Origin of the sequence: Ureibacillus manganicus DSM 26584 (assembly GCF_000772945.1) — a bacterium.
In the GTDB taxonomy this organism is placed as follows: Bacteria; Bacillota; Bacilli; order Bacillales_A; family Planococcaceae; genus Ureibacillus; species Ureibacillus manganicus.
Genome location: NZ_JPVN01000007.1, coordinates 47,676 through 61,084, shown reverse-complemented (window position 1 = coordinate 61,084; position 13,409 = coordinate 47,676). Strand labels below are relative to the sequence as shown.

12 protein-coding genes are annotated in these 13,409 nt (G+C 33.8%); 1 reads left to right on the top strand and 11 read right to left on the bottom strand.

The annotated features are described in order from the left end of the window. Positions 1 to 212 precede the first annotated feature (212 nt). The 7 genes from CD29_RS07140 to CD29_RS07110 are packed head-to-tail and all read right to left on the bottom strand — an operon-like array spanning position 213 to position 6,278. A complete protein-coding gene (locus tag CD29_RS07140) occupies positions 213 to 1,244 on the bottom strand; it encodes a uroporphyrinogen decarboxylase family protein (RefSeq protein ID WP_036184704.1) in 1,032 nt (343 codons plus the stop codon). Between the two features lie 21 nt (positions 1,245 to 1,265). Further along, a complete protein-coding gene (locus CD29_RS07135) occupies positions 1,266 to 1,961 on the bottom strand; it encodes an amino acid ABC transporter permease (RefSeq protein ID WP_036184701.1) in 696 nt (231 codons plus the stop codon). 43 nt (positions 1,962 to 2,004) lie between these two features. Continuing rightward, positions 2,005 to 2,739 (bottom strand): amino acid ABC transporter permease, encoded by a 735-nt coding sequence (locus tag CD29_RS07130; RefSeq protein ID WP_036184699.1) that lies wholly within the window; start codon positions 2,737 to 2,739, stop codon positions 2,005 to 2,007. Between the two features lie 39 nt (positions 2,740 to 2,778). Continuing rightward, the gene (locus tag CD29_RS07125; protein WP_036184697.1) at positions 2,779 to 3,615 is read right to left on the bottom strand and encodes a transporter substrate-binding domain-containing protein; all 837 of its coding nucleotides are present in this window, start codon (positions 3,613 to 3,615) and stop codon (positions 2,779 to 2,781) included. A 10-nt stretch (positions 3,616 to 3,625) separates the two neighbouring features. Beyond that, a complete protein-coding gene (locus CD29_RS07120) occupies positions 3,626 to 4,378 on the bottom strand; it encodes an amino acid ABC transporter ATP-binding protein (RefSeq protein ID WP_036184695.1) in 753 nt (250 codons plus the stop codon). Positions 4,379 to 4,399: 21 nt separating this feature from the next. Continuing rightward, positions 4,400 to 5,602: a trans-sulfuration enzyme family protein gene (locus CD29_RS07115; protein ID WP_036184693.1), complete on the bottom strand. Its 1,203-nt coding sequence runs from the start codon at positions 5,600 to 5,602 to the stop codon at positions 4,400 to 4,402. Positions 5,603 to 5,609: 7 nt separating this feature from the next. Continuing rightward, on the bottom strand, positions 5,610 to 6,278 hold the full coding sequence (locus CD29_RS07110; RefSeq protein ID WP_036184686.1) for a GntR family transcriptional regulator: 669 nt from the start codon (positions 6,276 to 6,278) through the stop codon (positions 5,610 to 5,612). Positions 6,279 to 6,542: 264 nt separating this feature from the next. Here CD29_RS07110 and CD29_RS19615 point away from each other — a divergent pair, with 264 nt between their 5' ends. Further along, positions 6,543 to 7,436 carry a LysR family transcriptional regulator gene (locus CD29_RS19615; RefSeq protein WP_052124042.1) on the top strand — a complete coding sequence of 298 codons (894 nt, stop codon included), beginning with the start codon at positions 6,543 to 6,545 and terminating at the stop codon, positions 7,434 to 7,436. 322 nt (positions 7,437 to 7,758) lie between these two features. Here the strand turns inward: CD29_RS19615 and CD29_RS07100 are convergent, their stop codons facing one another. The 4 genes from CD29_RS07100 to CD29_RS07085 all read right to left on the bottom strand — a co-directional run bounded on the left by CD29_RS07100 (position 7,759) and on the right by CD29_RS07085 (position 13,285). Beyond that, the gene (locus CD29_RS07100; protein ID WP_036184685.1) at positions 7,759 to 9,711 is read right to left on the bottom strand and encodes an LTA synthase family protein; all 1,953 of its coding nucleotides are present in this window, start codon (positions 9,709 to 9,711) and stop codon (positions 7,759 to 7,761) included. A gap of 405 nt (positions 9,712 to 10,116) precedes the next feature. Then, positions 10,117 to 11,340 carry an amidohydrolase gene (locus CD29_RS07095; protein WP_036184683.1) on the bottom strand — a complete coding sequence of 408 codons (1,224 nt, stop codon included), beginning with the start codon at positions 11,338 to 11,340 and terminating at the stop codon, positions 10,117 to 10,119. Then, positions 11,337 to 12,584: an amidohydrolase gene (locus tag CD29_RS07090; protein WP_036184682.1), complete on the bottom strand. Its 1,248-nt coding sequence runs from the start codon at positions 12,582 to 12,584 to the stop codon at positions 11,337 to 11,339. Before CD29_RS07090 ends, CD29_RS07095 begins: the two co-directional genes overlap by 4 nt. Before the next feature lie 110 nt (positions 12,585 to 12,694). Then, positions 12,695 to 13,285 carry an ankyrin repeat domain-containing protein gene (locus CD29_RS07085; protein WP_036184954.1) on the bottom strand — a complete coding sequence of 197 codons (591 nt, stop codon included), beginning with the start codon at positions 13,283 to 13,285 and terminating at the stop codon, positions 12,695 to 12,697. Positions 13,286 to 13,409: the final 124 nt, after the last annotated feature.

The window sequence follows — 13,409 nt, the reverse complement described above, 5'->3', positions numbered from 1 at the left end:
CACCTTCTATTGTGTCACTTTTTATTTAATTATTATTTTAATTACTTGCTTTCCCATTTCATATGAAAAAAGTTCATTGGGCACAATTAAATTACATCACTCTCAATATGATTATGTAAAACATCCAATTAAAAAAGGCAAGTAATGTATACCTGCCTTTTTGAAAACTCTCAAAATTGTTAGTAGCGTATTAGAAAATTTCTAAATAATTTTTAAGCTAAAGTTTTAGTATATTCAACTACACTGCGACGTACAGCAAAGATGTTCTTTTCAGGGATATTTTGACTAGCAACACATCCTGGACCAAGAATAATTCCTTTTCCGTCCACTTGATTTATTGATTCTCTGATATGTTCTTCAATCTCTGGAATTGTTCCGTCTAAGAGCAAACTATTTTTAATGACATTCTTATTTTGATCGTAATACGGAACTTCTCTAATTCCACCTAATAGACATTTATCCGTAAGTTTTCGAGCTTCAGCAAATGATGGTGAAGTCCAACGATCATGCCAGTTTAAACAGTTTACTGGATATTTTGCAATGGTATCAAACATAATGTTATCTCCGTGCATATGGGCAATATTAAAGAAAGTCTCATCTTTATAACTTTCAATAACTTTTAAATCATAAGGAACACCAAATTCTTCATATTCTTCTTTTGTCATAAAATCAGTCGATGCACATTGGGTTGCAAAGAAGAATCCATCTACACCTAGTTCAATATTTGCTTTTACAAAGTTAATCGTCGTCTCTGTTATAACTTCTAAAGCAGCTTTAACTAAATGAGGTTTTTCTCTCATATCCAAAATAAGTCTATCCCCACCTAATTTACGTGCTACTGTTAATGGACTGAAGATTGTTTGTACAAAAGGAATTTCGTTTTTCACTTCAGCAGCTACGTACTTACACAGTTGTAGTTGCTTTCCATAAGTTCCATAAATAGGTGGTAACACTTCAAGCTTTGCCCAATCTTCTACTTTTTCTATAGCAAACTTCTTTACAACAGGTGGTTTATTAACCTGGCTATAATATTCAACTTCTACTCCCCAGTCTTCTACGCAATATAAACCAAATGGCATTAATTTTATAAAATCAAAATCGTATTTACGTGCATATTCAACTTGAGCTAAAGCTAAACTTTTAGGATTTTGGTCAACAGCTGACAAATGCATCCAAAGGTTAATTGGAACCTGATCAACTTCCTCCAGACTTAATGCTGCTTTTATTCTTTCAAACTTATTCACTCTATTCACTCCTATTAATGTTTAATGGAATCCTTCTCTCATTTTAAATTCAACCTTATTTGCGAATTTCGTTAACACGATACATAACAACCAGTAAATCAAAGCTGCTGCCGCAAAAGCTTCAAGGTATCTTTGTGTATAGCCACCAAGAAGTTTGGCTTGTCCCAAAATATCCATAACTGTAAACAAGTACGCCAATGATAGACCTTTAATAACAAGTAAAAGTGAGTTCATAAAATCCGGAAATGCTTCAATCAAGGCTTGAGGGAAAATAACTTTTGTGAATGTTTGCCAGAAACTATATCCTAAGGCATGTGCTGCCTCAATCTGTCCTTTATCTACAGATAATATAGCGCCTCTTATAATCTCAGACTGGAAAACTGATAAAGTAATTGAAAAAGTAAATATTACAATAAAAACAGGGTTAATTTTGTTTGCATCGAATGGAATACCTAAACTTCCTGTAATAATAGTAAGGAGTTCCGGTAATGCTGCAAACATGAAATAAAGAAGTACAACATTGGGTGTTCCTCTAAGAAATGATTGAAGAACCACTATTAATTGAGATAATACTGGAACTTTATGCTGGACAATAAGGTGAATTATTGAGCCAAGCATTATTGCGAGTAACAAAATAATAACAGCTAACAATAGTGTACTAGGTACAACTTTTAAAATTTCAAGTATTCCATTAAGGAAAACACCTACATCAAACAAAAGGCTCCCCCCTTTCAAAGATGTTTTAATCTGAATATTCAGTCTATTGTATCGATACTGGCTCTTTATTTACTTTAGATTTGTTAAACTTTGATTTTCTTTCAATTTTCTTTAGATATGTGAAATGTTCAAGTAGTTTAATAGTACGATCTGAAACTAAGCAAACTAGCCAATATAAAAGAGCAATTGTTAGATACATTTCAATTTTATTTTCACCGTAATTATTAGCTAAGATTAGTTTTGCCTGCCCCATTATATCGACAACTCCAATTGTGAAGATTAGAGATGTGTCATGAACTAAGTAAACGACAGCATTTCCTAATCCCGGTAATGCGATTGGTGTTAACTGAGGAAGTATTACCTTACGAAATTTTTCAAAAGGTGTGTACCCAAGACTATCAGCAGCTTCATGTTGGCCTTTCTCAACAGCTAAATAAGCAGGTCTTAAAATCTCCGATAAATACGCACCGTTATAAACAATTAACGCAACAATACAAGATGTTATAGCACCAAAATCCATATTAAACCCTAAACTTCTCATTAAAACTGGTAAGCCGTAAAAAACAAGGAATAGCTGGATTAGAATTGGCGTACTACGCATAAATGAAACATACATTTCTAAAAATGGCCCAAGAATTTTTAAGTTTTTTAGTCTTAGATATGTTACACCTATGCTTAGTAACAGACCAAGAATAGCGGATACTATAATTATTAATAGTGTAATAGGTAAGGTAGCAAGTAATTTTGGAAATACTTCTATCATATAGCCTATATTCATGTATCCCCCTCCTAAGGGTAGCTTTAAGCTACTAGGCTTTTATTCATAAATGAATACGTCTTCACCGTAATATTCAATTGAAATTTTTGAAAGTACGCCTTCGTCTTTTAATTCAGTTAAAGCCTCGCTAACCTTCGATACTAACTCTTTGTTTTCATCTGACTTATAGATCATGAAGAATGTTGGGAAAACTTTAACTGGATCCGAAATATTAACCTCTAAATTTTGTAATTTTATTATGTCTGCCGCTCCCAGATTTGAAGGTAAAACTAAGGCATCGTATTTGCCACTCTCTATATCTTTTAATCTTTCAGCTACCGTAAATCCAGCATCAGATGTAGCAAACTCTAATTTTTTATCAGGTTTTTCTTCATTGTGAGCCATTAATAAGTTATATACTCCTCCACTTGGTGATGGAGGAAATATTGTTAATCCAACTAAATCATCTAAAGATTTAATATTCGAATATTTTTTATTGGAATACACACGCATTAAACTTGCACCGTTATGTTGTTCTGGGATTAAATACTTTTCCTCACGCGTTGGTGATTTGAATAAACCTTGTGCAATCATTTGATATTTTCCAGTATCTAAACCAATTTCCGCAGCACTATCGTGAACACCCAATAAATTGAATGAGTAATCTTCTAGTTTTTCATCTACTGCTTTTAAAATATCAATTTCATAACCAACCAGTTCACCATTTTCATTTGTATAACTCAGAGGTTTTGAATCGGGCGGAACTGCTACATCAATTGTACGTACACCATTTGCTGATCCCCCACTAGTCCCTTCTGCACTACCACATGCACCTAATAGTGCCACCGCACCCAAAGCTAAGATCGTTAACTGAATTTTTTTGAACTTTTTTATCATAAACATCCTCCTATACCACGTGTAATTTATTCATATAAAAATGATTTAAAAATTCTTTTGTTCGTGGATTTGTAGAATCTTCGAAGATGGCTTTAGGTGGGCCCTCTTCTACAATATTACCTTTATCCATAAAGACAATTTTTGTAGATATTTTTTGTGCAAATGACATTTCATGCGTAACAAGAACAATTGTCATACCGCTTTTTGCTACTGCTTCGATTACCTTCAACACTTCTCCAACCAATTCTGGATCAAGTGCAGAAGTTGGCTCGTCAAACAAAACTACTTCTGGTTTCAAGGCCAAGGCTCTAGCAATGCTAACCCGTTGTTGCTGTCCACCTGAAAGTTGAGAAGGATATGATTCTAATTTATCTATTAAACCAACCTTATCTAGTTGCTCCACACTATTTTCGTAGGCTTCTATCTTACTTTTCTTTTGTACAATCATTTGTGGTTCCATAACGTTTTCGATAACTGTTTTATTTTTAAATAAGTTATATTGTTGGAAAACCATCGCAGTTTTTCGTCTTAAGGTCAAAATTTCCTTCTTGGTAATTTTTTCGTAGTTAAGATTTAAATCCCCTAAAGTAATACTCCCAGTTGTTGGTTTTTCCAAGTAATTAATACACCTTAGTAAGGTTGTTTTACCTGTCCCACTGGGGCCAATTAAAGTCACAACATCTCCTTTATTTACATCAATATTTATTCCTTTTAAAATTTCATTTTCTTTAAATGACAACCGTAAGTCTCTAATAGATAGCATTTCATATCCCTCCCCTCGAGATTAAACACTTGCAGCTAGTTCTACCTTTTTCAATGCCTGCTCTAAATCGTTTATAATATCTTGTGGATCTTCTAAACCAACTGAAAGTCTAATCAGCCCATCTGTAATTCCATACTTCTTCCTTTCTTCTTTCGGAATTTGAGCATGTGTCATAGAAGCTGGATGTTGCACTAAAGTCTCTGGATCTCCTAAACTAAATGAAATCATTGCTAATTCAAGTGAGTTAATAAATCTTTTTCCTTCATTAATGCCACCCTTAACTTCAAAACTTACAATTCCCCCCATTGCCCTCATTTGTTTTTTTGCAATTTCATGTCCGGGATGACTTTCTAGGCCAGGGTAATAAACTTTTTCAATCATCGGATGTGAATCTAAAAATTCAGCTACCTTTTGTGCATTAGAACAATGTTTTTCAATTCGGATAGACATTGTTTTTAAGCCACGAATCACTAAGTATGCTTCAAAAGCGTTTAAATTTTGCCCTAAATCACCCATGATTTTTTTTCGCATCATATTGATTCTGTCTGCATCTGCAACAATAAATCCGCATAGTACATCGCCATGACCATTAATGTATTTTGTTCCGCTATGAACAACAATGTCTGCACCAAGTAATAATGGATTCTGCAAAATAGGACTCATAAATGTATTGTCTATAATTAGAGGAACCCCAATTTTCTTGGATACTTTAGCGATTTTCTCAATATCCAAAATTGTTAAATTAGGATTTGATGGTGTTTCGATATAGATTGCTTTCGTATTAGGTAACACCCCGTCTAAAATATTTTGAGGATTTGTGCAATCAACAAAGTCATATTTAATGCCGATTCTCTCTGCTAATGATGTTAAGAAACTGTACGTTCCACCGTATACATCTTTTGTTACCAGTACATGGTCTCCCGATTTTAAACAAGAAAGGAGTGCTGTTGATATAGCAGCCATACCACTTGAAACAGCAAGTGCAGCTTCACCAAATTCTAAGGAAGCAATTTTTTCTTCAAGTTGGCGTATCGTTGGATTACCATATCGTCCGTAATAAATTCCATCTTCAAGTCCTGATACAACATTTGCTGCTTCTTCAGCAGTTGAAAATGAGTATGCTACTGCTGGAGTAATACTTGGTACAATTGCACGCGTTTTTTTATCAGGTTCTAACTTTTCATGAATTATTCTTGTATCTATTTTCCAATTACAATTACTCACTTTTTAATCAGTCCTTTTTTTGAATTTTTATTTGGTCGAATTTCTTTAAAAGGGAATTTAAACTCTTTTCAATATGGAGTTTTATAGTCATTTCAGCTGCTTCGAAATTTCTTTGTTTCATATAGTCGACTACGGTCTGATGTTCTTCTACTGTATTGGGATACCATACACCTGTTTTAGATATAAGCATTCTATATCTTAAAGAATGATCATTTAGCATACTTAAAAATTTAGTAGGTGTTTGAAGATCACTTATTTTATATAGAAGGTTATGGAATTCATTTCCGTAAACTACTATACTTTCGGGATCATTGTTTAAAACAGATAATCTTGTTTTTTCGATAATACTTTCTAATTGTTTAATATCCTCTGAAGTTGCCTTTATTGTTGCATTTCGAACGATAAATCCTTCCATTAAGCCACGCATTTGATAGACTTCAATTGCATGTTCTTTAGAAATTGAGGAAACTCTAAATCTCCCATTTGGTTGTCTATAAATAAACTCCTCAAATTCCAATCGTTGGATACCTTCACGAAGAGGTGTTCTGCTAATTTTTAGAAGGTTTGTTAAAAAGTCTTCTGTAAGTACTTGATCTGGAGCTAATTCACCACTAATAACCCTTTCCTTAATACTTAAATAAGCATTATCCTTCGCTAACATTCTAATCTGCTGCATATCATACCCTTCCTTTCCTGAAACTATATACTTGTATACAAATATTGAAAAAAAATAAAATATTTACTGAATATTCAAAACTCTGTTGTAAACCATCCTTGCTTTGTGTATTATTGTATACAATTTAAAGCTAATATGAGTGTTCTCTTTAAAATGCAATTTATCTCTGTTACTACAATATACAATTTTTATAATATTTTGAATAATAGAAATTTTTATTATTACTAAAAAAAACTTTAATCATTTTATTAGGGGGTCTTTCTAATGCATTTGGATCAGATTAGTACTTTTGTTGCTGTAATTGAAAGTGGAAGTTTTAACAAAGCCTCTGCAAAACTATTTTTAAGCCAACCTACTATCACACACAGAATTAATAAATTGGAATCTGAATTAGGGATTTCCTTATTAGTTAGGGGGAAAAAAGAAGTTCAGCTAACACAAGAAGGGGGAATTTTTTTAAATTACGCCAAAGATATATTGCAATCCTTCCAAGAAAGTTTAACTAAGATAGAATCATTGAAGAGTGAACCTTCGATCAATTTTGGATATGGTTTTTCCTTAAAGCTCTTTATGATCAATAACGTTATCAGCTCCATTACTAGTTTAAATCATAATACTTGTTATAATTTCACAGCTATTAAAGATGTTGATGTAGTATCTAATCTATTGGAAAATAAAATTCAAATTGGCTTTACTAGAGAATTATTAGAAAATGATTACTTGGAATTTCATTTAATAAGTGATGAGCCAATCTATACTGTGGCAGGAAAGAAATTAGGTTTAAGTGGAAATAGTAAAATTTCCTTTGAGAAAATTATAGACGAGAATTTTATTGTACCTAGTCGAGAAACTTTGCAGAATGATTTTTTTATAACCTACTTAGAAGCTAGAAAGGCAAATATTAAATTCCGAACAAATGATGTAGAAATTCAAAAAAAGCTTGTAATTGAGGGGTATGGCATTAGCTATTTCACTAAAGAAAATATAATTGAAGAAATATATAATAACAGTATAGTTCCATTACAAATTGAAGAATTTGCTAATATTTCTTCACCAATTTATTTAGCTCATCGAAAAGACATTAACAACAAAATGCTTCAAAATATCTTTGATGTACTTTCCAAATCAATATACAAAAAAAAAGTGATCACAGTTTAAGAAGTTAGCTGATTTTGCACTTTTCAACATATATTTTACGTAAATAATTAAAATACTATTTTAAAAAACAAAAAGAACGAATTTCAACATTTGAAATTCGTTCTCTTAATATATTTATACTATTTCCAACCAGGCCACCGCTTCAAAACGTGCACAGTGTATGTGCAACATATAAGTACTGTGGGGTTTAATGTATATACTTAGTTCCTAACTTAATATTAAAATATATAAGACAATTCAATAAAACGTTAGGATATTCATACTTCTAAAAATATCCATTTTAATTCAAATACATCTTCTTGGATTACCTACTAAATTTCAATTATTTAGATTTTATATTTGCATTTTTGTTGTAATTGTACTGAGAAGGATCAACTGGTGTAAATCCTGTTGGCGTATAGAATCTCAATAAGTCCCCATTCACGACCTTATCAGATAATTGTAATTTAAAAGCCACCTCTTTTTTGAACCTATTTGCTAATTCTAATTGACTATCTTCTAATAGTAACCCTGTTTTATTATCATAAAACTTTTCATTTATTGAAGAAATCGTAGGACTGACAAAATCGCCATTTCTTAATGTTACAAGTTCATTATGCTCTTCTGACAATAAATCTGTACCAAATTGAACGAACTTTTGTGAATCGATTCCAAGTAGGTGTAATAAGGTTGGAAGTAGGTCTACTTGACCGCCGTAAGAATGATTTACTCCGCCTTTCATTCCAGGAACATGTATAAATAATGGTACCCGTTGTAAATTTGCACTTTCATATGGTGTGATTTCTTTTCCAATAACTTTTTCCATCGCTTTATTATGATTTTCTGAAATACCATAATGGTCACCATAAAGGATAATCATACTATTATCGTATAAACCTGATTCTTTTAATTGAGTAAAGAACTGTTCAATTGCTTCATCCGCATAACGTGCCGTTTGGAAATAATTATCCACGCTCGCATCACCGGTGCTACCTTTACCAATTGTGGCTAAGTTTTGATTTAGATTATATGGATAATGGTTACCCACTGTAATAAATTTCGTATAGAATGGTTGCGGTAAAGTGTTTAAAAGATTTGATGATTGTTCAAAGAATGGTTTATCCAACAAACCATATTCAGCCATATCTACTGGAGATCTAGTATCATAATAATTCGCATCAAAGAAATGATCATAACCGAATGATTTATAAATTTCATTTCGATTCCAGAAGCTTCCGCTGTTACCATGGAATACCGCAGATGAATACCCATTATCTTTTAATATTGCTGGAGCTGATTGATACTCATTTTGCCCCTTAGTAATAAAAGCAGACCCTTGTGGTAAACCAAATAAAGAATTTTCAAGCATAAACTCTGCATCCGAAGTTTTACCTTGGGCTGTTTGATGGAAGAAATTATCAAAGTACAATGTATTTGAATCTTTTGTTAATGAATTTAAAAATGGTGTTACTTCTTCGCCATTTAATTTATAGTTGATAATAAAGTTTTGGAATGATTCCAAATGTAAATAGATGACGTTCATTCCCTTTGCTGCACCAAAATATTCCGAATTGGGTTCAGCATAGTTCGCTTTCGTATAGTTAATAACTTCTGTAATATCATCGCTATCCGCCAAAGCTCTCTGTGATGAGGCCTTCATCGTTTCAACTGAATCGTAAATGGAATAGTTATACATTCCTAAATATTTCACAATATAGTTTCGATCAAAACCTCGAGTTAATAATTGTGGACGATCTGCTTCAGCGAGGCCTAAATTAATAACCGATACTACTAATGCGAAAGCAATAACCAAGATTGCTTTCTTGCGTCGAAACTCACTTGTATTTTTTTGTATTTTTTTCGAAAATCGTAGATAAATCAATACAAATACATCCACAAAGAATAAAATATCGTATGGTTTCAATAAAGAAAGAATACTTCCGCCTAAATCTCCAAAATTCTGTGTTTGAAATAAGGTTGGTAACGTAATGAAATCATTAAAAAATCGGTAGTAAACAACATTCGCATATAAAAGAATGGACATAAGAGTGTAAACTACAACTAACGATGTATATTTCCTCTTTCCTTTAAATAAAAGTGAAAATCCTAGAAATAGCATGGCCGATCCTATTGGATTTATTAATAAAAGGAATTGTTGAAGGAATCCTTCTACACCTAGATCAAATTGTGTTAATTGAGTGATATACGTTTTAACCCATAACATCAAAACAGCTAAAAAGTATACTCCTAAAAATTTGTTTAATAGATTATCTTTTCGATATACTAAATTTCCCATTTTCACACCTTCCTTTTATAAGTTAAACTAAAAATCGAGATTTATATTAAGTTCGAATTAGAACTATTAAAATAACAAAATAATATTATAGTGAAATAGTTTTTTCTAGGTGGTCTATACTATTACTTATTTGAGTTTCTGTCAAGATAATATTAATAACGATAGACACATCGAATAGTTTCTTACAATAGTAAATCTCATAAAAAAACCCATAAATGCTAGATTTACGTCTAACAATTACGGGGTACTGTTTATGTGAAAACATATAGGATTTTGTATAGATTGCTAAAGTATCTTCTGCAAGGATTTCAAGTGCTGTGGAGTATCGGTCTTTTATCCATTTCTCGATAAGACAAAATGTGTCATACATTATAAATGTAATTAGGTAATCATTATTGCTTGAATCTATTTTTTTGAGTTGTATATCTTCCCTTTATTCAACAGCTGTCTATTTTTAGGTAGTCTTGCAACTGTTTCCGCGCTGCAGCTGGCATCCACAAATACAAAACTCGCCTCATCTCCAACCATAGGCCACACTTGTTCACCTTTACCATTCAATGGTGTTATTCCTTGAGTAATTAAACTTAAACTTTGGCGTAATGAACGTTCGCTCGACTTCCCTGTATAGTTACAAAAATTGTGCACCTTTTCCAAAATGTCACCAGAAAAATAAGGGCTCCAGGAATCATAAAAACCGTCACAACCTAAAGCCACTTTAACACCTTCCGCTCTCATAATATCAATTGGAATAAGCTGAGAGTTTACAGAAATAGGTATGGTGGACATAATTTCCACATCATGCTCGCTTAATTTTTTTGCAAATTGTTTTTGCATATGTGGCGACATCTGACTTAAACCAAATGCATGACTAAAAGAAGTGGATCCTTTATATTCTTGTTCTTTCGTCATATCCAGCCATTTGTCCATCGTATAGAAGCCTACTTGTCCTCTGTCATGAAGATGCATGTCGACATCCACACCATACTCCTTGGCTATATTCATCGTAATTTGCAATGATTTTTCAATACTTTTGTCAATACCTGCCGGATCAAGCGCCCCTAAGATTGTTGCACCTGCTTCCAATGCTTGCCTTAATAAACTTGGCATTTCTTCATGAGCCAGCATGCCGTGTTGAGGAAAAGCCACAATTTCATAAGTTAAATATTGCTCATAGGTTTTCAGTGCTTTTTTAACGCCTTCTAAATTTTTCAATTTAATAAAAGGGTCAATATTGACATGTGTCCGGATATGATTCACACCATTTTCCAAGTGCAATTCAATCATGGCTGATGCCCTTTGTTCCACTGTTTCTGCAAGTTCCTCCAGCTCGGCTGCTTCAAGAGCCAATCTCTCGGATAAATTCTTTACAGGACGACAAGCCCTCCATCCTAAAGAGAGATACGTTTTATCCAAATGGTTATGCATTTCTTTAAATGGAGGAAGCGCTAATTTTCCTTCCATATTAACAGCATCTACATCAGTGATATTTTCAGTTGCAGGGATAATCGCTTGGATGACTCCTTCTTTTGCAACTTGAATATGAAACAAATCGGTTTTGGTTTGGATGCTGCCATCTTCATTTATTGTTTCGCCAACTTCTAGCCGAACATTTCGCAGCCATGTAATCATCGGAATTCCCCCTTTAACTCTATCTCTTTTTCATGAATGATTTTACCTTTTGAAATTACAGTCGAAATAGGGCATTGTCTTGCAATCAGATGCGCTGAGCTTACTGCATCGACAAGCAGCGCATTGGCCGTATCGCCGACTTTCGGCCATTGCTGTTCACCAGCTTCATTTAATGGTGTTAATCCGCCTGTAGCATATTTCAATGACTGTCCAATATGCCATTCGTCAATGTATCCAAAACGTTGTATAAATTGATTTAATTTTTGAATCGTATCACCACTTCCAAAAGGAGACCAATGATCAGTAAGGCTGTCATGTCCAAATGAAACTTTTACGCCCCGATCATACATATATTTGACAGGGAGTGTAATCGGACCTGCACCAATTGGAACCGTTGTTGTCACTCCAACATTATTTGCAGCTACCTGATCTATTAGATTGTCTAAAGATTGTTGGGGCAAGTCTGCAAATGCGAATGCGTGACTAAGTGTTACTTCATTTTTAAAAGAACGCCGTTCGATTTCATTCACAATTTGCAGTATTTCAAATTCCCCTAATGTGTTTCGTTCATGCAAATGAATATCGATTGCCAAATCGTATTTTTGCGCTAAATGAAAAGTTGTTTTTAAAACTTCACCGCTGTCTCGATCTACTAAAGCAGGGTCTACTCCTCCAATATGTGTTGCTCCCATTTGCAATGCTTCTTCAAAGACCGTTAAAAATTCATGACCATTACGTAATAAGCCATGTTGTGGGAATGCAACGATTTCATACGTGATTTGATCTTGATAACTATCTAAAACACGCTTCGCTATTTCTATATGCTTCGTCACAATTTGCGGGTCAACGTTCACATGCGTGCGAATATGCGTATGTCCGTTTTTAATATAATGCCTTACCATTGCATGTGCCCGTTCTTCAGCGACATCCAATTGTTTAGGCAATAAAATCGCTTCTTCTTTAAAACGAGTGAAAATTCCTTCTATTGCCGGAGTTGGTGCTTTCCACCCGCCACCGAAGTATGTTTTATCGATATGTGTATGCATTTCCCTGAACGATGGAACGAGAAGCTGGTTTTTGGCATCTACAACTGCCGCACCGCCTACTTCGATTGTTGGGGCTATTTTAACAAACTTTCCATTTTCGATTAGAACATCAACAATTTTTGTTTCGGTAGATGTGACAAATGTTTGATCATACAAATAGCCAGATTCCAAACGCACATTCTTTATTAATAATGTCAAAAGTATTTCTCCCCTTTAAATAATTTCATTTTATCAATATCTCTGTAAAAAATTCATGAACAACCCCTATTGTTAATTTGCTCATCCTTGTATATGCCCAACTTGGGTGATTACGCCCCTCCGTTTATTAGAATTAGCTCAATTTCTTTAAACCCGCGTCTTTTTGCATGTTCTAAAGGGGTAACACCATCTCTATCACCAATGCTAACATCAGCATCATGATCAACCAATAATTGTACAATTTTTTGGTAGTTTCCCCCTCCATCTCCTAAAGTGACCGCTTCCAGCAGTGCGGTCCAATGCAAGTGATTAATGTGATCCACGTCTATGTCAGAGTTAGTTAAAAGTTCCTGCACAATATCCACATGACCTCGATCTGAAGCCGGGATAAGCGCAGTTCCGCCAAAACGATTTGTAATTGTTGTATCGGCACCTGCTTGTATAGCAATTTTCACAATTTCTAGCAAACCTTCTGCACCGGCATATAACAATACATTATCCATATTGTTATTGCGGATATTTATATCTGCTCCTTGTCCGATAAGAACCTTAACTGTGTCTACATTGTTTTTTTGCGTTGCAGCCATTACAGCTGTATTTCCGTAATGATCCGTTGCATTAATATCCGCCCCGTCTTCTAGTAATGCTAAAACGGCTTTTATATCTCCTCGTGCTGCTGCAGAAATTAGCTGTTGTTCCACAGGGGATTCCTCCTTTTCTTCTAGTACAGGTGAACTTTTCTCATTGCCTGGCGATGCGCTGCATGCAGTAAGCAAAACTACAATTAAGCTTGTAATAATTCCGTTCAGCTTCATACTGTTCTGC